This is a genomic window from Bacteroidota bacterium (assembly GCA_020161395.1).
Classification (GTDB): Bacteria; Bacteroidota; Ignavibacteria; order Ignavibacteriales; family Ignavibacteriaceae; genus UTCHB3.
In genome coordinates, this window is the sequence record JAIUOE010000012.1 from 81,096 (window position 1) to 101,023 (window position 19,928).

20 protein-coding genes are annotated in these 19,928 nt (G+C 42.1%); 9 read left to right on the forward strand and 11 right to left on the reverse strand.

The genetic code is table 11. The features are described 5' to 3' along the window. Positions 1 to 3 precede the first annotated feature (3 nt). The 3 genes from LCH52_15130 to LCH52_15140 form a co-directional block, all read right to left on the reverse strand. Positions 4 to 3,360, reverse strand: a complete 3,357-nt coding sequence (locus LCH52_15130; GenBank protein MCA0389820.1) for a hypothetical protein — start codon at positions 3,358 to 3,360, stop codon at positions 4 to 6. A 97-nt stretch (positions 3,361 to 3,457) separates the two neighbouring features. Further along, a complete protein-coding gene (locus LCH52_15135; protein MCA0389821.1) occupies positions 3,458 to 4,054 on the reverse strand; it encodes a dihydrofolate reductase family protein in 597 nt (198 codons plus the stop codon). A gap of 27 nt (positions 4,055 to 4,081) precedes the next feature. Then, complete coding sequence (locus LCH52_15140) at positions 4,082 to 4,738, reverse strand: DUF4159 domain-containing protein (protein ID MCA0389822.1); 657 nt, start codon at positions 4,736 to 4,738, stop codon at positions 4,082 to 4,084. A gap of 175 nt (positions 4,739 to 4,913) precedes the next feature. On the opposite strand from LCH52_15140, the gene LCH52_15145 reads away from it, so the two are divergent. The 8 genes from LCH52_15145 (at position 4,914) to LCH52_15180 (ending at position 11,992) form a co-directional block, all read left to right on the forward strand. After that, entirely contained in the window at positions 4,914 to 7,145 is a 2,232-nt protein-coding gene (locus tag LCH52_15145; GenBank protein MCA0389823.1) for a T9SS type A sorting domain-containing protein, read from the forward strand. A 90-nt stretch (positions 7,146 to 7,235) separates the two neighbouring features. Then, a complete protein-coding gene (locus LCH52_15150; protein MCA0389824.1) occupies positions 7,236 to 7,580 on the forward strand; it encodes a metalloregulator ArsR/SmtB family transcription factor in 345 nt (114 codons plus the stop codon). A 36-nt stretch (positions 7,581 to 7,616) separates the two neighbouring features. Continuing rightward, positions 7,617 to 8,270: a protein-tyrosine-phosphatase gene (locus LCH52_15155; GenBank protein ID MCA0389825.1), complete on the forward strand. Its 654-nt coding sequence runs from the start codon at positions 7,617 to 7,619 to the stop codon at positions 8,268 to 8,270. Next, positions 8,267 to 8,515, forward strand: coding sequence for a thioredoxin family protein (locus LCH52_15160; GenBank protein MCA0389826.1), 249 nt, complete (start codon positions 8,267 to 8,269; stop codon positions 8,513 to 8,515). The genes LCH52_15155 and LCH52_15160 overlap by 4 nt, the downstream gene beginning before the upstream one ends. After that, on the forward strand, positions 8,515 to 9,528 hold the full coding sequence (locus LCH52_15165) for a permease (protein MCA0389827.1): 1,014 nt from the start codon (positions 8,515 to 8,517) through the stop codon (positions 9,526 to 9,528). The genes LCH52_15160 and LCH52_15165 overlap by 1 nt, the downstream gene beginning before the upstream one ends. A 16-nt stretch (positions 9,529 to 9,544) precedes the next feature. Further along, entirely contained in the window at positions 9,545 to 10,627 is a 1,083-nt protein-coding gene (gene arsB / locus LCH52_15170; protein MCA0389828.1) for an ACR3 family arsenite efflux transporter, read from the forward strand. Positions 10,628 to 10,651: 24 nt separating this feature from the next. Further along, positions 10,652 to 11,563 carry a cation diffusion facilitator family transporter gene (locus tag LCH52_15175; GenBank protein ID MCA0389829.1) on the forward strand — a complete coding sequence of 304 codons (912 nt, stop codon included), beginning with the start codon at positions 10,652 to 10,654 and terminating at the stop codon, positions 11,561 to 11,563. Positions 11,564 to 11,578: 15 nt separating this feature from the next. Next, positions 11,579 to 11,992 carry a GIY-YIG nuclease family protein gene (locus LCH52_15180; protein MCA0389830.1) on the forward strand — a complete coding sequence of 138 codons (414 nt, stop codon included), beginning with the start codon at positions 11,579 to 11,581 and terminating at the stop codon, positions 11,990 to 11,992. Here the strand turns inward: LCH52_15180 and LCH52_15185 are convergent. Then, on the reverse strand, positions 11,971 to 12,435 hold the full coding sequence (locus LCH52_15185; GenBank protein ID MCA0389831.1) for a hypothetical protein: 465 nt from the start codon (positions 12,433 to 12,435) through the stop codon (positions 11,971 to 11,973). The two genes, LCH52_15180 and LCH52_15185, sit on opposite strands and share 22 nt — an antisense overlap. Positions 12,436 to 12,589: 154 nt before the next feature. Here LCH52_15185 and LCH52_15190 point away from each other — a divergent pair, with 154 nt between their 5' ends. Next, positions 12,590 to 14,026, forward strand: coding sequence for an aldo/keto reductase (locus LCH52_15190; GenBank protein ID MCA0389832.1), 1,437 nt, complete (start codon positions 12,590 to 12,592; stop codon positions 14,024 to 14,026). Positions 14,027 to 14,051: 25 nt separating this feature from the next. On the opposite strand, the gene LCH52_15195 is transcribed toward LCH52_15190, so the two are convergent. From LCH52_15195 to LCH52_15225, 7 genes are read right to left on the reverse strand one after another with little or no spacing between them, the layout of a single operon-like run. Further along, positions 14,052 to 14,771 carry a fatty acid desaturase gene (locus LCH52_15195; GenBank protein ID MCA0389833.1) on the reverse strand — a complete coding sequence of 240 codons (720 nt, stop codon included), beginning with the start codon at positions 14,769 to 14,771 and terminating at the stop codon, positions 14,052 to 14,054. Further along, a complete protein-coding gene (locus tag LCH52_15200) occupies positions 14,772 to 15,422 on the reverse strand; it encodes a carotenoid biosynthesis protein (protein ID MCA0389834.1) in 651 nt (216 codons plus the stop codon). Next, the gene (locus LCH52_15205; protein ID MCA0389835.1) at positions 15,401 to 16,516 is read right to left on the reverse strand and encodes a glycosyltransferase; all 1,116 of its coding nucleotides are present in this window, start codon (positions 16,514 to 16,516) and stop codon (positions 15,401 to 15,403) included. Before LCH52_15205 ends, LCH52_15200 begins: the two co-directional genes overlap by 22 nt. Continuing rightward, the gene (locus LCH52_15210) at positions 16,513 to 17,172 is read right to left on the reverse strand and encodes a lysophospholipid acyltransferase family protein (protein MCA0389836.1); all 660 of its coding nucleotides are present in this window, start codon (positions 17,170 to 17,172) and stop codon (positions 16,513 to 16,515) included. The genes LCH52_15205 and LCH52_15210 overlap by 4 nt, the downstream gene beginning before the upstream one ends. Before the next feature lie 14 nt (positions 17,173 to 17,186). Next, on the reverse strand, positions 17,187 to 18,710 hold the full coding sequence (gene crtI / locus LCH52_15215) for a phytoene desaturase (GenBank protein MCA0389837.1): 1,524 nt from the start codon (positions 18,708 to 18,710) through the stop codon (positions 17,187 to 17,189). Next, a complete protein-coding gene (locus LCH52_15220; GenBank protein ID MCA0389838.1) occupies positions 18,710 to 19,378 on the reverse strand; it encodes a lycopene cyclase domain-containing protein in 669 nt (222 codons plus the stop codon). Before LCH52_15220 ends, crtI begins: the two co-directional genes overlap by 1 nt. A 10-nt stretch (positions 19,379 to 19,388) precedes the next feature. Further along, positions 19,389 to 19,919: a hypothetical protein gene (locus LCH52_15225; protein ID MCA0389839.1), complete on the reverse strand. Its 531-nt coding sequence runs from the start codon at positions 19,917 to 19,919 to the stop codon at positions 19,389 to 19,391. Positions 19,920 to 19,928: the final 9 nt, after the last annotated feature.

The window sequence follows — 19,928 nt, forward strand, 5'->3', positions numbered from 1 at the left end:
TACCTATTTGATCAGATTGTAATATTTCCTCGTAAGATCTTCAAAATCTTTAGTGAAACCACCCTGCAGGGCTTTATTAATGTTGTCCGAGTAGCTTTTATCCTTCTTTTGTCCGTCCAGTTTAAGGGCTCCCGGTGAGTTGCCTTTCGAATTCGTCCCGGTAAATGATTCTCTTTCCTTCTCAAAATCCCGTTCATTCACCGATCTTGTTGCATCAAGCATCTTTGAGAGAATTTTGTCCTGTTTTTTCACAAGTTCATCATTTACTCTGCCCGTTCTCATATCCGTTATTATCTCCTGCATCTCCTGTGAAATTTTATCGAGATTTGCCGGAATGCTCTTCGACTTGCCTGCAGCTTTTGCCTCCTTGTTCATCTGATCGAGCGATTTTTTAATATTCTCCTGTTCCTGTCTTAATCTCTGAATTTGTGACATCTGCTCCTGGGTCAACTGTCCGCCGCTCCCCTTCATCATCTCCTGCATCTGCTGATTAAGCGTCATCTGCTGCCCAGCCATTTGACCCATCTGCTGCATCATCGACATCATGCCACCTTGTCCGCCGTTTCCCTGCTGCATCATCTGTGCAAGGGCATCCTGCATCATACCGGCAGCCTGATTCAGGAAAGACATTGCTTCCCCCTGATTTCCTGCTGCCTGCTTGTTGTTCCTGTTTTGCATGTTGTCCAATGACTTGCCCATCTCTCTTCTGGCACCACCGAGCGATTTTGCCATCTCGGGGCTGACTGCAAATGACTTCTGAGCAAGTTCGCCCAGGCGCGCGAGCATTTTATCCAGATTCCGCTGTATCTTGTCCTGCTCTCTCATCTCCTGATTGAGGAGTGCCGAAGGGCTGCTGTTTTGTGTCTTCTTTTTCAGATTCTCCTGCTGTTTCGAAAGATCGACGATATCACTGATAATCTTCATCATGTCAGCCATGGTTTGCATCTGATTTGCTTCATTTATCGAATTTTGAAGCTCCTGCAAGCCTTGCTCCATCTTTTTCATATTCTTCGACATCTTCTGCTGATTCTGCATCGCCTGCTGTTTCTGTCCCTTTTTCAGGTTTTCCTTCGCCTCGTCAGAGAGTTCATCATTCTGCTGTTTTTCAAGTTCATCCTGAAGTTTTTCCGCCTGTTCATTAGGCATATCCTTCATGTCCTTCATTTTTTCACGAAGCTCTTTCATCTCTTTTTCAAGAGCCTCCATCTGCTTCTTTACCTCATCCTGCTTTTTGGCGAGCTGATCCATCGTCTTTTGATCAGCATTTTTGGTCTCGTTTTGCATCTTGTCGAGCTGTTCATTAAGATTCTGCGATCTTTTTATGAGTTCATCAATCTTCTGTTCAATCTGGACCCGTTTTAGCAGGTTCATGGTTCTTTCAAGGCTCTTCTTGAAAGTCTCCTCGTCCATTTTCATGTTTTCAAGATTTTGCTGTGCATCTTTGCGGTTGAGGTTCTCGAGATTCTTCGACATCTTGTCCATCAATTTCTTCATCTCGTCGGTTGAAATCTCCTGAAGCATCTTCTGAAGTTCCATAAATTTTTCCATGGTCTGTGGCGAGAGAAGATTGTTTTCCTGCATGTTCTTCTGCACATCATCCATTTTTTGCGACAACTGCTCAACTTTATCCTGCAGTTTCTCGAAGTTATCGATCATCTTTTCCAGTTTTTCCTTCTCCTCGAAACTCAGATCCTTTTTGTCGCTTTTCATCTCCTTGCTTGCCTTGTCCATCTCCTTTTGCAGTTTTTCAGCATCTTTAAGGACATCACTCAGCTCTTTCAAAATCTCTTCCTGTTTTTTGTCACCTGTGGCGAAGAGCTCTTCAAGCGTGGGAACCCTTACAATATATTCCCTTGATCTGGCAGTTTTTGGTCCTGAAACAGCATCGTTGTCAGCCACTTCCAGATAATAAGTCACCTCATCCCCCTGCGAGAGGAAAAGCTGTGCAAGGCTCCAGGTATAATCAACTCCCGTCTCCTTTACCTGTTTGTTGAACGGCACGGGTATGGAACTGAACTTCTGCTGAACCGTTGCCGCATCTTTGCTTTTTGAAATTCTGTAATGCAGGCTCAGACCACTAAAGCCAAAATCATCGGAAATGATGAGTGAAATATCCTGCCTCTGGCTCCTCGGAAGGGCAGTATTTGAATCAGGACTGACCACCGTAATTTCCGGATCAGCATCAAAAAACGCCTTTACACTGTACTTCACCGGTGAGGTGTTGGAATATCCTTTGGTATCGGTAATCTTGATAAAATACTCGTTGTCTCCCGTGATTCTGAATGCACCCGAAGCTGAAGTTCCGGAAACTTCCAATGGAATGTTCATCCCTTCGAGAAATTCGAGTGATGCTGATGCGAGTTCTTTATTTGATTCGAGAGAGAAGGAGATCGCTGTTCCCTTTATCCCGGATACATTTCCATTGTCTGTTTGCTCAGAAGGTCTCTCACCTGTATATCCGGGTGGAGTTATGGAAAGTTTAAAAGTTCTTACGAGGGGTTTGTCGGTGACGGTGATCCTGTACGAAAGGCTTTTTGAGTCTTCAACCATCGCATAATATTCGGTAGAATACTTGATTGCTGAAATCGTGAAGGAAAAGTTGCCGTCTTTGCCCGGCTTCAAAATTTCTTTCACAAAAGCGGGTTGTGATTCGTCTTTATAATAAAAATCGAGCGAGCGGACTTCGGGACCCGAAACCTTCACGGATATTGTAATGCTGTCTCCCTTGGCAGCCTCGATATTCCCGGGCTTTATTTCGAAACTGTACTTCTGCGGTGGAAGGAATTCGGCATTATGATCGATCAATCTTCCCGCGGCATCTCTCATACCGTTGCTGAAAAGGAAGGAACCACTGCTCAGGATGAGACTTGCCAATGTCCAAACAAACAGTTTCCTGGCTGCATTAAACGAAACGGCACTTCCAAACTCAAGATTGCTTACTCTTTTATATACTTCTTCAAATGCTGCCGAAACCAGATTCTCTGAAAATCCCCGTCTGTCATCCACTTTCACAAGCTGCATGGCGTTCATCAGGTCATCCTTCACCTGCGGGAAAAGGCTGCCTGCAAGTGCTGCTGATCTGAACGGATCTGAAGGAACGATCATAAATCGTTTGTATAGCGGAGTAAGAATGAAGTGTACAAATGACCCGCCGGTGATTCCCAGCCAGGTATAGAAAAGCACGGTCCTCACCACCGGTTCAAAAAAGAACATATATTCCAGAAAAGAAAAAAGAGTAAAAAGCAGCATCGATGCAATCAACAAAACCTGACCGCCAAAAGCCAGATCTGCCATCAACCGTCTGTTCTCAAATCGTGCAAGCTTCTTTAATATCTCTTCGTAATGTGCCGTTCCGTTCAAAATTCTTTCCTGTGGTGTAGGTGCAAATAAAACTCTATAAATAACAAAAATTATTCCAACTTCATTTATACTGTCTTATTCAATTTATTGTTTCTTACTAAAATGAACCTGTTTTGACTTCACCGGCCCGTTCATACTCTGCAAAGATAACTCCACTTGGCGAAAATTTACAATCAACCATTTTAAATGCTGCCGGAATCGTGCCTTCCGAAAACAGACGCTTGCCACTTCCCAAAGTGACGGGAAATATTTTGAGCTTCAAGATATCTACCAGATCATGCTTCAAAAGCGTTTGGACAAGATTTCCACTGCCCCAGACTTTCAGGTCGGGACCGTCCTCTTTCTTTAATTTTTGAATCCGTTCAACTACATTGTCATTGAGAAGGATGGTATTGTTCCACTCGGGTGAAAAGTTATTCCGAGAGACGACATATTTCCGGGCTTCATTCACACCCGGCCAGCCTTCGCCGTTCTGTGGCCAGTAGGAAGCGAAAATATCGTAGGTTTTCTTTCCCAATAGTAATTCGAATGGAAGTTTCATTTGTTCTTCCATTATCGTACCGGCAAATTCATCAAAATACGGCACTGTCCAGCCACCATACTTGAAACCGCCGGAAGTATCCTCTTCCGGTCCGCCCGGAGCCTGGTAAACGCCACCAAGGGTAATGAATTCCAAAACAACTATCTTTCTCATTATTTTCTCCTTATATTAGTGGTTTGCCTACTGTGTAAGTGCGAATAAAACTATATTTGTTCCAAACTGAAGGGCTTCTATCCTTTTTTCCTCGGGATCATTATGTACTTCTGCATCCACCCATCCGTCACCCGGATTGCTTTCATATGTATAATAGAGAACCATTCTCTCACCAATAAACAAACCAAACCCCTGAGGTGGTTTCTCATCGTGTTTGTGAGTTTTTGGAGGTCCATCGGGAAAGCGGTACTTCATATTGTAAATTTTATGATTGAACGGAATCTCTCTTAATTCCTGACCGGGGAAAACCCTTTTTATTTCCCGTCTGAACCCTTTGTCAAATCCGTAATCGTCATCGACATACAAAAATCCACCGTTTTCAAGATACTTCCTGAGATTGTTTATCTCCTGATCTGTAAGTGCGATATTTCCGTGACCGGTCATAAAGAGAAACGGATAACTGAAAATTTCCTCTGTCGCCAGATCAGCAAATCTGTATTCAGGATTCACCTTCAGATTCGTGTTTGCTTTTAGAAATTTCAACAGGTTAATATCCGCCGACTGGTCATTATACCAGTCACTCCCGCCCGAATACTTCACCCGCGCCATCCTGAAATCTCCCGGCTGGGCAAAAACAGGTATGGCAAAGAGAATTAACAAACAAAAAAATAAGAATGATTTCACTATGGTAATACTTGTTAAGAAGGTTTTTGTTTCAAATTTTGCCGGTAAATTTATTCTTCCATTTTCGCAAATTACGGAAAACAGGGGCGCTCTGTAAGGGCAAAATCGGGGGATTTGCTTTTTATCCGGAAAATGTTTTTATTTTTGTGTAAGAAATTATTCATTCGGAGATATTATGAACGGGATACAACAGATCAGACATAAAAACTTGAAATTGATTTTGTCAGGAAAAGTTTTCAGAATAGCAAAAGCTTCACTTTTCCTGATTTTTCTCCTGGCATTTACATCAAATGCTCAATATACAAGACTGTTCTCAAAATTTAAGAACCATTCAATCTTTACCACTGCATCCTGGGATACAACATTGTATGTTGCTGCCGGTTTATCGCCTGAATTGATGGTTTCCCGCGATGGATGGGAAACAATGACTTATAAACCATACGACTTTCAGGTCGGGACGCAATTGCAGGCTATTAGAAATATTCAACTTACAGGTCCCTCAACCATATTCTTAACCGGACAACAACACCATTATGTCTCCAGAGATACGGGGAACACATGGAGCATCCTGCCCGGATACAATACATCCCGCATAGTGTTTTCTTCCCCGAAGGAAGGGATGTACCACTCACAGGGAAAGGTACATTTCACTCTTGATTCCGGAAACACCTGGACTGAAAAAAACATGCCGACGAATTCCAGCGGATATGTGGCAATTGCAATTTTTCCAAACGGTCATATGACCGCTCGAAATGGCGTCAATCTTTTGACTTCTACAGATACAGGCACAACCTGGTCGAGTCAGATTCTTCCCCGTAGCAATATTGATGATATCGCCATCTTGTGGGGTAACGGTAATGCATTCTACTCACCCGGAAATGCTGTCTATCAAACAACAAATTCGGGTGAAACATGGTCGCAGATACACTCTTCAACGGATGAGTTGAGAATTTTTCACATGACCTCTCCTGACTCGGTTTATGTTTATTGTCCCGCAAAATTGCAACTGCGTCTCTACAGAAACCACTTTTCGAGTAACGAATTGCTGCATCAATTTACTGCCGGTGCCCGTCTTGACGATCTCTCATTCCCTTCCCGTTCGAAAGTGATTGCCGTTACTTACGGTGATTCACTTGACCAGTTATCGGTCTCCACTGATGGTGGGCGCAATTTTACCCCTGTTGAACCCAACCATATTGACCGGATTTACAGCCTTAAATTTTTTAACAGCCTTGAAGGGCAACTTATTTATGATGCCCCTTTAAAAACTTATTTCACTTCCACTTCCGATGGAGGTTTAACCTGGAGTGCAAAAGTACCAATTGAACCTTTTAACGGCTTCTCAGGAAGTATATATCCCGAAAGTCGCAACTCGGTTCTGTTTGTTGATCAGGGGACAAAAAAAGTATTGAGATTTACTCCTGAAACGGGATATACCACTGTTTTCAAATCTAACTCAGGTTCACAATCACCCAGATATCTTTACAAGTATGGTGACTCAACAATATTTGTTGCCTCTGATTCCCTCCAAGGCAGTTTTTCCGCCTCAAACCTTTGGAAGAGTACTAACAACGGACGAACATGGGAAATAATCAATCGCTATGATAACGGTTATTATCTTGGCAGTATCTATATGCACAACGATTCCACCGGATTTGGGACATTAAAAGGGAATGTGATTAGAATTACCAAAGGAGGAAGAGGCTGGCAAGGTATTCCAATGTTCAACGAACCGGCTTACACCGAAGCACCAAGCTTCTACCGGGTAATCAAAAGTTTTAATGACTCAACGGTTTTTGTCGAAGTGGGTAGAACCATATATAGAACCACCAACAGCGGGAAAAATTGGCACTCCCGTCTTTTCAATGACGCTAATGATATCATCGATGCTGACTTTATCTCGAAGGATACCGGTTATGTAATCCTGGCAACCAGCGATCGATACCCTTTCAGAGTCACAACAAACGGGGGTATAAACTGGTTGGGAGTTTACTTTATAGATAGCATTTATCTCCCGCAATTTTTAAGCGTTACCGACTCGAATAAAGTCTTTCTGGCGACCGGTTATGAAATATTCGTCACTGACAATCTGGGAGGACAACCTCTCGGTACGAAGGAGGAGGGCTCCCTTTCCAATGTACCGGTTGAATTTGAACTTTCTCAGAACTGGCCAAATCCTTTTAACCCTTCAACAAATATCCGTTATTATCTGCCTGAATCCGGAATTGTGAAAGTTTCTGTTTACAACATTATGGGTGAACTTGTCAACTCCCGGCAGCCGGAGTTTGTTCCACAAGGACAACACATTATCAAATTTGACGGTTCTCACCTCCCGTCAGGTGTTTATATCTTAAATGTCACCTTTGACAGGCAGAGAAGAAGTATCAAAATGCTCCTGCTAAAATAAAACTCTGTTAAGCTGCCGCATAAGAACAAAGCAGAGATATTTTTGGATTACTGGATTTTTCTTATATTTCGTTAACTAACGAAATGATTTATGGAAGAAAAAGCAAAATTCTTTAAAATTCTCTCCGATCCCAACAGATTGCGTATTCTGAAAATGCTTCAGATTAAGCCTTTGTGCGTCTGTGAGATTACAGATGTTCTAAGCCTCGCTACTTCGACAGTCTCCCAACACCTGAAATTATTAAAGGAATATGGCTTCATAATAGAGGAAAAGGATGGCAAATGGGTAAATTACGAAATTCACCCCAATCCTGCGGATAAGAGAATATCCGCTCTCCTCTCTTCTCTCGATTTTTGGATAGCTGATGAATCCTCCATTCTGAGTGACAGGCAGAAGGTTTTGCAAACAGACAGAATTACATTGTGTGCCAAATAAATATTTATCCATTATTTCGGTAATTAACGAAACAATATGAATATCTACCCGAAAATTGAACATACCCTTCGCACTGTTTCTGCCGCGGAACGGAATATTTCGTCAGAAAGAAAAGCCCTTTTGAGCAAATTTGCTGAATACATTGCAGAAAGACGAGTCGAGGACAAGCCCGTTAATCTGATTTTTATTTGTACACACAATTCAAGACGGAGTCACCTCTCACAGATCTGGGCTCAGTTTTTTGCTTCGTTTTACGATGTGGAAGAGGTTTTCTGTTATTCGGGAGGTACAGAAGCAACAGCTTTTAACCCGAGAGCAGTTAACTGCCTTAAGGAACAAGGATTTATAATTACCTCCGAAATTGACGATGCGAATCCTGTTTATTCCGTTGCATTTTCGGATGAACGGGAACCGGTTCACTGTTTCTCAAAGGTCTATGATCACCCTGAAAATCCGGTGAAAGATTTTGCAGCAGTAATGACCTGTTCCGATGCCGATGAAGCATGTCCTTTTATCCCGGGAGCTGAAAAGAGATTCCCCGTACGATATGAAGACCCGAAAAAGTTTGATGACACCCCTCTTGAATCAGAAAAGTATTACGAAAAATCCATTCAGATAGCATCTGAAATGAGTTATCTGTTCTCAAAATCAGCCACCCTTATAAGTGGTAATAACCAAGGAAAAATATGACAAACATTAAAGTTTACGGCAGTGGATGCGCCAATTGTAAAAAACTCGAACAACTTTGTTACGATGCAGTCGCAGAAATGAATATTAACGCGAACATCGAAAAAGTTACCGACCTTATGGAGATAATGAAATCGGGAATTATGTCAACCCCCGGTCTGGAAATCAATGGCAAAATAGTCTCCACGGGTAAATTGCCAACCAAGGAAACTCTAAAACACTGGATAATCGAAAACAGCCCTCAATAATGAATAAAAAACTGTATGCAATCCCCTTTGCAGTAATTCTTTGGGGTTTGATCTACTTTAACCTGACCCCCGTCACGGACTTCATCGTTTATGATGTGGCAGGGTTGGAGAAAGGTACACGACTTACTTCCGCCATTCATTTTTTTATTTATGAAGTGCCCAAAGTTTTGCTGCTCCTGACAATAGTTGTTTTTGTTGTGGGCATCATAAGATCGTGGTTCTCACCTGAACGGACACGAAAACTTCTTGGCGGGAAAAAACAGTTCATTGGGAATATAATGGCAAGCCTGCTCGGAGTTGTTACCCCTTTCTGTTCATGTTCTGCGATTCCCCTGTTTCTCGGTTTTATTGAAAGTGGTGTCCCTCTCGGTGTAACATTCTCATTTCTGATCTCAGCACCAATGGTGAACGAAGTTGCCGTAGTCCTTCTCTTTGGGCTTTTCGGCTGGAAAACCGCTCTGATTTATGTAACCACGGGACTTTTCATTGCTATCTTTTCAGGATTTATCATTGGAAAGCTGGGACTCGAGAAATATGTTGAAGGCTGGGTTTACCAAATAAAAACAAACAACGGTGAACTCGAGAATGAAAAGCTCTCTCTTACCGAAAGAATCGAAAAAGGTATCGAAGCTGTAAAGGAGATTGTTGCAAAAGTCTGGGTATATGTTGTTATCGGAATTGCAGTAGGAGCGGGCATACATGGATATGTACCCGAAGATTTTATGGCATCATTCATGGGAAAATCAGCCTGGTGGTCGGTTCCACTTTCAGTACTGATAGGAATACCAATGTACTCAAATGCTGCCGGAATCATCCCGGTTGTGCAGGCACTTTTAGAAAAGGGCGCCTCCCTTGGTACAGTGCTCGCCTTTATGATGTCGGTAATTGCACTCTCACTGCCTGAGATGATTATCCTTAAAAAGGTTCTTAAAATTCAACTTATTCTCACCTTTATTGGTGTTGTCGGCACCGGAATAATGCTGACAGGATTTTTATTCAACTTGATTTTTTAACTAACAGGAACTTGTGATGAGCTCTCTGACAAAAAAACTCTCTTTCCTCGACCGTTTTTTAACCCTTTGGATATTCCTTGCGATGGGAATCGGGGTTGCCTCGGGATATTTATTTCCCTCTGTCGTTGATTTTTGGAATTCATACCAAAGTGGAACAACTAATATCCCAATAGCCATCGGGCTCATCCTGATGATGTACCCTCCACTGGCAAAGGTCAAGTACGAAGAGCTTCCTGATGTTTTCAGGAATATTAGAGTGTTGATACTCTCACTCGTTCAAAACTGGATAATCGGTCCCGTATTGATGTTTGTTCTGGCGATAGTTTTTCTGCCTGATCATCCCCACTACATGGCAGGTCTGATAATGATAGGACTTGCAAGATGTATCGCCATGGTTATCGTCTGGAATGAACTCGCAAAAGGTGATACAGAATATGCCGCGGGACTTGTTGCGTTCAATTCAATTTTCCAAATTCTTTTTTTCTCACTCTATGCATGGGTATTTTTAACGGTTCTTCCCGAATGGTTTGGATTGCAGACATTCAAGGTGAACATAACAATTGGACAAATTGCGGAAAGCGTTCTGATTTATCTCGGAATCCCCTTTTTTGCAGGTATGATAACGAGATTTGCCGGATTAATAACTTTCGGAAAAGAGTGGTATGAAAAAAAGTTTATTCCCAAAATAAGTCCAATTACACTAATTGCACTGCTTTTTACGATCATGGTCATGTTTTCCCTGAAAGGGGAATATATTGTGAAAATCCCCCTCGATGTTGTTAGAATTGCAATCCCGTTAATTATTTATTTTGTAATCATGTTTTTTGTATCTTTTTACATGGGTAAAAGGATAGGTGCTGACTACTCAAAAACGGCAACACTCTCATTTACAGCCGCAAGTAACAATTTTGAACTTGCAATTGCAGTTGCAATAGCTGTTTTTGGTATCCATTCAGGTGAGGCTTTCGCTGCTGTGATCGGACCCCTGGTAGAGGTTCCCGTACTTATTGGTCTGGTAAATGTCTCTCTTTGGTTCCAAAAGAAGTATTTTGGTGAAGTGGAAGAAGGAACCGTCAAGGCTCCGGATGTGTGTCCCTGAAAATAATTTAACAGAGATTTGTATATGTCCCATAATCATTCCCACGGTCATTCTCACACTCATGTTTCGGGAGAAACCCGGGAGAAGAACCTCTTTATAACGATTGCCTTAAACTTTCTGATAACGATTGTCCAGATTGCAGGGGGCATCATCTCAGGAAGCCTTGCCCTTCTCTCGGATGCCCTGCATAATCTGAGTGATGGTGTCGCATTGGTTATTGCTTATATTGCGATGAGACTTAGTAAGAGACCCAAATCTTTTAAGTATACTTTCGGAATGAAGAGGGCAGAAGTGCTGGCTGCAATTTTTAACGCAAGCAGCTTGATAATTATCAGTTTCTTTTTGATAAAGGAGGCTATAGAAAGATTCAGCAATCCTGAACCCATAAAGGGCACTCTTATGCTCGTAGTGGCATCGGTTGGTCTGGCTGCCAACTTTGCAGGTATCATGCTCTTGAAAGCAGGTTCAAAAGACAACATTAACATCCGCTCTGCTTATTTTCACCTGCTGAGTGATACAATCTCAAGTGTAGCAGTTATTATCGGAGCAGTCTTCATCATCTTTTTTCAGATTTACTGGATCGATCCTGTCCTCACCATACTTATTTCGCTTTACATCCTAAATGAAACTTTCAAAATCGTTAAAGAGGCTGTGGATATGGTCATGATGTCTTCACCCGCGGACATCGATATTTCAGAAATTAAGAAGCTACTCGAGGCATTGCCCCTGGTTCAGAATATCCACCATGTCCACATCTGGCGATTAAATGAAAAAGAAACCCATTTTGAAGCTCATATCGAAGTGGATGATATGACTGTGGCAGAATCGACCGAAATGCAGAAGGAGATAGAACACCTGCTGCACGATAAATTTGAAATAAATCACACTACACTCCAGTTCGAGTGTAATAAATGTGACAATAAATCGATGATATAGCTTTAGCGGGACGAATTGACGGATCAAAAATTTTCGAATCCTTTTGTAATCGATGAAATTCCCCGGGCAAAGGGAATCTACCTTCTCGAAATGGAACTCCCGTTGGATACGGAAATTGAGATCGGGAAAAATGGTTCTTATCTTTTCAGGTCAGGTTGTTACTACTACACGGGAAGCGCTTTTGGTCCCGGAGGGCTACGGGGAAGACTTTCACACCATCTTAGACCAGCTTCAAAACCTCACTGGCATATCGACAGATTGAAAGAACATGCCATCATTACAAACATCTCGGTTTTTCATGCTGACCGTGATTTTGAACACGAACTGGCAATGAGGCTGGCTAAAGAATTCCAGGTACCAGTGCCGGGATTTGGCTCGTCAGGCTGTAATTGCCCCGCACATCTTTTCTACCGTGTGAAGGAAAACTGATACTTCGTTCCTTCAGAATCTCTTCTTACCAGAAGTCCCATCAATATTTCATCTTTCATGTAGGTAAAGTATGTTGTCCCCTCTGCGGGATTTTTCATCCCTGAAAAGATAAAACCATTCTCTTTTGCGGCAGTAATATACGCCTCCCATCTGTTGTGATTCTTTGTGTACTCAATCACGGTGTACATGTCGTTTTTGAGATCCTGAAAGACTCCAACAAAATAGTCATCGCTTTCGAGGGGTGACTCGAAAACAAGCCGGAATCCGTTTGTATCGCTGTCTTCTGTATTCAAATAAAACCCTTTACCGGCCATCTCACTTTTTATTAGGGAAGTATCACTCTTGAAATTGAGTAATTTCATCATCTCACCATACGACAAATATTGCCCAAACGATGGCATACAAACCAAAAATAATATTACTGCAAAGTATCTTGAAAACATCGGTGCTCATAAATAGTTGTTGTATCTTCACCCGCAAATTTAATTGAATCAGAATGTGTCTTTAATGTAAAATTTCATCACCTTCCAAAAATCAATTATTAGCAAATAATTTATTATATTTGAATTCCAATAATTGCTCGTATAAGGAAAAGACATGCAGAAGAGAAAATTAGGAAAAACCGGTATTGAAGTCCCGGTTTTTGGGTTTGGCGGGTACCGGATCGATAAAAGAGTCCGTTCTCACGCAGAAGCCCTAAGAAAAGCTCTCGTCTCCGGTATCAATTTTATAGATACTTCGACAAATTATTCCGACGGAAACAGCGAACTTCTGATTGGCGAAGTCCTGAAGGAGATAGAGGAGTCTTCCGATTCAAAAAGAGTCAATTTTGTAATTTCTTCCAAAGCCGGTTACATTCAGGGGAAAAATCTCGACAACCTCAAACGAAGAGAGGCAAAAGGCTCACCTTATCCCGAGATAATCAATTGTTCTCCCGATCTGAAACACTGCATTCATCCCGAATTTCTTAAAGATCAGATCACCGAATCACTCAAGAGACTCGACTGTGGCTACCTGGACATCTTCTTTCTGCACAATCCTGAATATTTCCTGATGTACTCTACCGAGAGAGACCAAAGCAAACTCCGCAAAGAATATTACGGAAGACTAAGAGCAGCCTTTGAGCATCTCGAGGAAGAGATTAAAGCCGGCAGAATCAGAAGCTATGGTATCTCCTCCAACACCTTCGGACAACAGAGTTTCCACCGTCACTTCACTTCACTCGAAGAAATACTAAAAATTTCCCCCGCCGGGAAAAATGATGCCGGCGTATCTGTTATTCAGCTTCCCTTGAATCTGACTGAAAAGGATGGACTGACTCTGGTAAATCAGGCGGAAAACGGGAAAAGCGTCATCAAACTTGCAGCCAAACATGAGCTCGGTGTTGTTATCAACAGACCTCTCAATGCAATCGTGAACAACCGGATTGAAAGACTGACTGACTTCAGCATGGACGGCAGTTATAACATTAAAGACCTGCAGAGTTGTTTCAGAAATGTGGATACACTCGCCGAAAACATTTACCACGAAGTTAAAAGGCTGACCCGGACAGGATACGACAAGTATCTTGATCTGAAGGACTCTTTCGGCATGGCAAAATTCCTGATGAAAAATTTCGACGATCTCGATAATCCCGTATCATTGAACGATCTTGTAGAGTTTTATATAAATCCAAGAATCAGAATCATTAAATCAACCGTGATCGAGAATGAATTGATGCCTCCGATCGTGGCGGAACTCGCACAAAACTTCCTGTCCGAGATGAGGAAATTTCTCCATATTCTTAATACAATAGTTATTGCAAAATATAACATGAACAACATGAAACTTCATGGTATGCTGAATAACTACCTGCCGCAGAATCTAAGAGGTGTTTCACTCGGCAGCAAGGCACTCGTGATGACTGCATCACTCCCGTATGTCTCTTCGGTTTTGGTTGGCATGAGGCAGCCTGCTTATGTGGATGAGGTTATTTCCATTTCGGATGAGATTCCGGTTCCGGATCCTGAAGCATTCTGGTTTATGGAGAGGTAATCTTCGGGAGATTGACAATTCCTGATTAATGTCTGTGGCTGAGTATCTCTTCTTTTGAGAGCCCTTTTTCTCTTATTTTATAGAGTCTCCACCATGGTACAGCCGGATAACTGTGGTGCTCATAGTGGTAACCAAAAAAATAACAGGTGAGCATCGCAACAAGATGGTTTTTTACCTGTGATCTCGCATTGTGCGGTTTCATCTCTTCTGTATGCGGATATTTATGCGGAAGATATGTACCAAAATAAAAAAGTTGAAGTGTCCCCAGAAATGCCGGCACCACCCAAAACAGAATAATACTCGCCTCGGAAAACCATATCTTAAGAATATTATATAACGCCGCCATCACTATAATCTGCCAAACCGTAGTGTATCTGATCATGAATGTTCCCCACCACACCCAAAAGTTTTGTGATTTCACATTAAAATCGGGATCCCGCTCACTCCCGGGAAACCGGTGATGGTCGAAATGGTGCGCTATTAAACGATTGTAAGACATCCCCGCAAAGAGAAATGTTGCCAGATACCCTGTAATTTTGTTCAGTGTCTTGTTGCTGCTCACCGTTCCGTGCATTGCATCATGACCCGTGATGAACAATCCTGTGTAGAGATACGACTGGATAATAATGTGCAGGTAAAAAAACGGAGATAACGGATCGGGAGTGGTGTAGTTCAGAAGATAAAAAAGGTGTGATCCCCATAATGCAATAATGAGGAAGGCGACGACTATCCCTTTATTCGACATCTATTTTACCAGAATCATTTCAAGCATCAGGAAGAAAAGGAACTGAATCAGAACGAGAAAAATCGGGAGGTCATGCTTTGGTTTTTGCCTGATGAAAAAATATCCGAGAGCACTAATAGCAGCAATAACGAACCAGGCAATGTAATTTTGAAACGGTATCTTGTCGTTCATCCAATTCCAGTACCCCAGGTGCATCGCAACAGGTTCCATTACAAAATCAAATGCCACGGTTGCAGTTGCCGCCAGAAACACCAGTGCTGCTACATTTGCTGTCGCTTTTGTGAGTGCGGAAACGATCGCATAAATAATCATAACCCAGTTAATTCCAATGATAACAGGAACACCAAAAAGCTTTGGTCCAAGTGTGTCACCGTAAGTGTAGTTTCCAAATACGGCTCCGGTGGCTACACCGGTAACTTCAAGTGAAAATGTGAGAATAAAAGTTGCAACCGCCCAAATTATTACTTTTTTGTTCCAGTCACTCTTTGTCAAATATATGACAAAGGCGACAGAAAGAAGGAGCGTAATGGGAGTCAGGTCTTTCATTAACGGCAGAAAATTCTCGAGGGAATGCCCGAGAATTCCAACAGAATAGAAAAAGGCGAGCAATATCGCTCCGCCGTATTTCTTTATAAAGTTCTGCCTTTCCATTCAATAATGCCTGTTTTCGTGAAATAAAGAGAACGCCAACCCGTAAAATACATAATTATCATCTGAATCGGGTGACAAAAAACTTCGATTACCGGATTTGAATGGCTTATTCGACTCGTAAACCATCTTGAAAGCAAAGTTAATAAAACGGGTGCCAACCATATTGTATTGAAGAACACAAACACGAACGGCATTAGGTACACCAGAACGAAAAATGTGATCATTATAACAAACAGTACCGCTGAAATATCGAATCCGGCGTAAAAATTCTTTGTGAATCCCCTGATTGATGACAAAAATCCGGAATACATTCTGCACCTTATTACATCGCCTCCCAGCGCTGTCATCATCCTCATGCCTGACCGTTTTATCAGACGGGCAAGTTCCATATCCTCTACCACTTTGTCGCGCACAGCGGTGTGACCACCTGTTGCCGAATATGCGTTCCGGGTCATTAAAATAAACTGACCGTTTGCAGCAACAAATTTTGATGATTTCGATTTGTAAACCTGCTTCAAAGGTAAAAAATTTAACAGGAGCCAGTTCATCAAGGGTATAACAAGAGCTGAACCAAAGCTGTTCAACAACTGGGTCGGGAAAACCGAAAACATCGACAGGTTAAACTTTTTCAGCGTATTTAAAGCAATTTCTGCGGCATCCTCCCTCAAAATGACATCAGCATCGATAAACAACAAATACTCTCCTTTGGCTTCCTCTGAAAGCTGGTGACAAGCCCAATTCTTTCCGAGCCATCCCTTTGGCAAGTACTTGCCTCGAAGAGTTTTCACCCTGTCATCTTCTGCGGCAATTTCTGCGACAATTTCACCCGTTCTGTCATCGGAATTGTCATCAAGCACCATCACCTCAATGTTTCGATGATTTTGGTTCAGGCAGTTTCTTAAACATTTTTCGATATTCTCCTCTTCATTACGGGCGGGAATCAAAATCGAGAGAAACGGGAGCGGCTCTTTATTTCCCAGGGAACCAAGATTTTTCCCGGGAACCGGTGCCGTCAGTAAATTATATAGACTCACTAAGAAGGTGATGAATGCAAAAACTGTGACTACAGAGAAGAGAATCAGTTCAAAGATCACTTGAAGATATCCCTGACAAATGATTTGGAAGCGGCCTTAGCATCAAGTTCCCCCAGATTTTCCATAAATGCCGCCTCAAAATATTTAAAATCCTTCTCAACTTTTGATGCCGGAGCCGGATTTCCGAATGAACAATAGAGTGCGGGAAGTTTTTCTTCTTCATATTGCACCTTGAAAGCAACAGGAATCACAACAGAATGGTCTCCCGTTCCTCCCACAAACTTCGATATCCCCGCTTTCAGATTCAACGGACGCACATCATACGGCTGAATCTCTCCCTGAGGATATATTACTGTCAGATTTTTGCTGTCCGAAAGCAGCTCTCTGGTATATTTAACCGTTTTTATTATGCTTTTTGTATCGTTAAGGTCGATTCCGTACGCACCCATCCAGTTAAAAAATCTGTAAACTTTCAACTGTTCCGAAAGCATTAAAATATGGAAATTCCTGTTCGGCAGAAATTCTCGTTGTATCTTCTGAATGAAAAAACCGTCCCACCATGAAAAGTGATTTGGTGCGAAAGTTACTGATACATCATCGCTGACATCGGGAAATTCATTCGTGACATAAAAATGAGAGAAGTGCTTCTTCATCAGTCTTTCGAGATAGAAAGTGAAAAGACGGTCGAACCATGGTTTTTTGTCAGCCTTTATCATCTGCTTTAAACCTCTCACTTTTCATATTTTGCCACCAGTTCCGAGACTATTTTACCCGACAGAATCACCAGCGGTATTCCGCCGCCGGGATGAGCACTCCCGCCACAGAAGTAAAGTCCGCCGTACTCTTTCGACTTGTTGTCCTGCCTTAAAAAAGCAGCGTATTTGTTGTTTGAGGAGATGCCATACAAACTTCCATAAACGGAGGAGGTTTTTTCTTCTATCTTCTCCGGCGTGAGAACTCTTTCAAAAACAATTCGTTCATTCAAATCAATACCAAGCATCTTTTCAATTTTGTTGATTATGCTCCTTCTGATTGAATCAATGCTGTAGTAATTTTTGGAGGTTGCGGGAGGCATGTTAATCATTACAAACCAGTTTTCGAATCCTTTTGGTGCGTCATCTTCATTTACCCTGGATGAAATATAGATGTAAACAGTAGGGTCTTCGGGAGCTTTTCCGGATTCAAAAATCTCATCAAACTCTTTTTTATAATCCTCCGAAAAGAGAATATTATGCATTTTCAATTCAGAGTGTTCCCCTTTCACACCCCAGTAATAAACCAGCGCAGAGGAGGAAGGTTCTGTTTTGTAATATTTCCTCGCAGGGCGAACCTGCGAATCGTCCAACAGTTTTTTGTAGGTGTTCGTCACATCGGAGTTTGAAACCACAATATCGGCTTCGAATACCTCATCACCGCATCTTACTCCAACCACTCTGTTGGGGTCGTCAATCACTCTACCTCTGCAACATACACCCCGAACATCATTTTTCGCCAATATAATTTCATCAACTGTACAATTTGTTTCTATCTTTACACCCGATTTCAAGGCAACTTCCGTCAGTGCCTTGCTGAGGGAATATATTCCACCTTTAAGCGTGTAGCCGCCGATTCCATATTCCACATGCTGGATGATGTTTAGTGTTGCGGGTGCAAGATATGGATTTGATCCGTTGTAGGTAGCATATCGATCGAAAAGCTGGATTACTTCAGGATCACTGAAAAAGGATGCATTGGCTTCGTGCATGGTACGGAAGGAATCGATTTTTGGCAGATTCAACAGAGTGACAGCAGCTTTTTTATTGAAGAAGGTTGACCACTCCCTGAAACTGTTAAAAAGGAAAAGATCGGCGGTAAGATCATATATCCTTTTGGAATAATCAAAATAGGATTCGACAATTTCCCTTTTCAAATCAAATTTGACTGTAAGTTCGGAGATAAATCTGTCGAGATTGCTGAACGCATCAATCATTTTCCCCGCGGGATAAAAATAGCGGCACAACACATCGGGCTGAACGAACTCAAGGTAATCATCCGCATCAAGCCCCGCTTCCCGAAATAATTGCTCGATAACAAAAGGCATCGTCAGAAGCGAGGGACCCGTATCGAATCTAAAACCGGATTCAGTAATTTCGTTGGCTTTACCCCCTGCCTTCTCATTCTGTTCGAGAATTGTAACCTGATACCCTCCTTTTTGAAGCCGGATTGCAGCGGAGAGACCACCCAACCCCGCCCCGACTACCACCACCCGCTTCACTAAATATCCTTCTTAAACAAGAGGTAAAAGAAAAACCACCATGAGATCATCGAAAAGGAATAGAAGAAATCTTCAACGGGAATTGTTGTGAATCGCATCCCCCAGATTGCCTCGGGTGAATACCATACTATCGGTGGAGCTGTAAGGAAGTAATTCACGAGGAGAAAAGGGAGATAGGTAATCAAAATTGATAACCAGTAAACACGGGATCGAAGAATTGCAGGCTTGAAAGTTGCGGCTACCATCAGAAATGCTGCAGAAAAAATCATTACAGTGGAAGTGTAATATTGAGAACTGTAATTTCCCGCTGCAACTATGAGAACTGCTCCAGCCAGGTAATAATAGTTTTTGTTGAAAGGAAGTGATTTTTCCGGGAGATAGAGTTTTATTGTCTCATAGATAAACAGACAGGAGTAAGGCACGGTAACAAAAAAAAGAACTTCTTCGAGAGGCAATCCGAAAAGGTAAACCCCCGCCAGGTATTCGGGAGTAAACCCCCAGTCACCTCTCGAAGTGGCTATTGCGTCCCAAACAAGATAGACGGGACTTACAACAAGTATTGAAAACAGGTAAAAACGGAATTTCCTGTAAAATGAAATCTTCTTCTCGAAAGAAAGAATTACAGGAAAGATTACCGTTAGCAGGTTAATCAGCAGATATCTGCTCATCTTTTAAGCCTTATTTAAGCAGTGCCCGCATTTTTGCAGTCTGATTTTTATCCAGTCTCTCAGATTCAAGCAGAAATTTTACAAGTCCTGTTTGTGTTTTTTTATCCAGTTCAGAATAGTCCTTTTTTAGAAGCAGTTCGTAAACGATTGCAAGGTCTTCATCCCTCTCTTTTGCATGTCCAAGTATTGCAGGAATAAAGTGAAGGATGGAAAACCGCATAAAACGGATCTCCAATGACCTCGGTTGCTTTTTAAGGGCATAGGCGAGTTTATCCAGACCTGAATTTAGAAGGTCAAGTTTCGTAAAAGGATTTATTGCGTGTTTGGCAAGAAGTGTTTCTGTTCCTCCGAGATATGCTACCACAAAGGGGTCCATCGATTTCAGCTTTTTGCCAAATTTTTTATCTATAAATTCCTTAAGCTCCTCCGCCTTTGCCTCACTCTCAACCCCGGCATAAAATGTCTTGCGGATATAGTCCTTTGTTGAGGGATCGAGATCGGCTTTTCCGGCATTCACGCCGGTAACAAGAACAGCGAACAATAAAAAAAG

Coding starts and splice junctions, on each gene's coding strand:
- LCH52_15135 (MCA0389821.1), bottom strand. CDS start 4,054: ATGAGAAAGATAGTTGTTTTGGAATTCATTACCCTTGGTGGCGTTTAC.
- LCH52_15145 (MCA0389823.1), top strand. CDS start 4,914: ATGAACGGGATACAACAGATCAGACATAAAAACTTGAAATTGATTTTG.
- LCH52_15150 (MCA0389824.1), top strand. CDS start 7,236: ATGGAAGAAAAAGCAAAATTCTTTAAAATTCTCTCCGATCCCAACAGA.
- LCH52_15155 (MCA0389825.1), top strand. CDS start 7,617: ATGAATATCTACCCGAAAATTGAACATACCCTTCGCACTGTTTCTGCC.
- LCH52_15160 (MCA0389826.1), top strand. CDS start 8,267: ATGACAAACATTAAAGTTTACGGCAGTGGATGCGCCAATTGTAAAAAA.
- LCH52_15165 (MCA0389827.1), top strand. CDS start 8,515: ATGAATAAAAAACTGTATGCAATCCCCTTTGCAGTAATTCTTTGGGGT.
- arsB (MCA0389828.1), top strand. CDS start 9,545: ATGAGCTCTCTGACAAAAAAACTCTCTTTCCTCGACCGTTTTTTAACC.
- LCH52_15175 (MCA0389829.1), top strand. CDS start 10,652: ATGTCCCATAATCATTCCCACGGTCATTCTCACACTCATGTTTCGGGA.
- LCH52_15185 (MCA0389831.1), bottom strand. CDS start 12,435: ATGTTTTCAAGATACTTTGCAGTAATATTATTTTTGGTTTGTATGCCA.
- LCH52_15190 (MCA0389832.1), top strand. CDS start 12,590: ATGCAGAAGAGAAAATTAGGAAAAACCGGTATTGAAGTCCCGGTTTTT.
- LCH52_15195 (MCA0389833.1), bottom strand. CDS start 14,771: ATGTCGAATAAAGGGATAGTCGTCGCCTTCCTCATTATTGCATTATGG.
- LCH52_15200 (MCA0389834.1), bottom strand. CDS start 15,422: ATGGAAAGGCAGAACTTTATAAAGAAATACGGCGGAGCGATATTGCTC.
- LCH52_15210 (MCA0389836.1), bottom strand. CDS start 17,172: ATGATAAAGGCTGACAAAAAACCATGGTTCGACCGTCTTTTCACTTTC.
- LCH52_15220 (MCA0389838.1), bottom strand. CDS start 19,378: ATGAGCAGATATCTGCTGATTAACCTGCTAACGGTAATCTTTCCTGTA.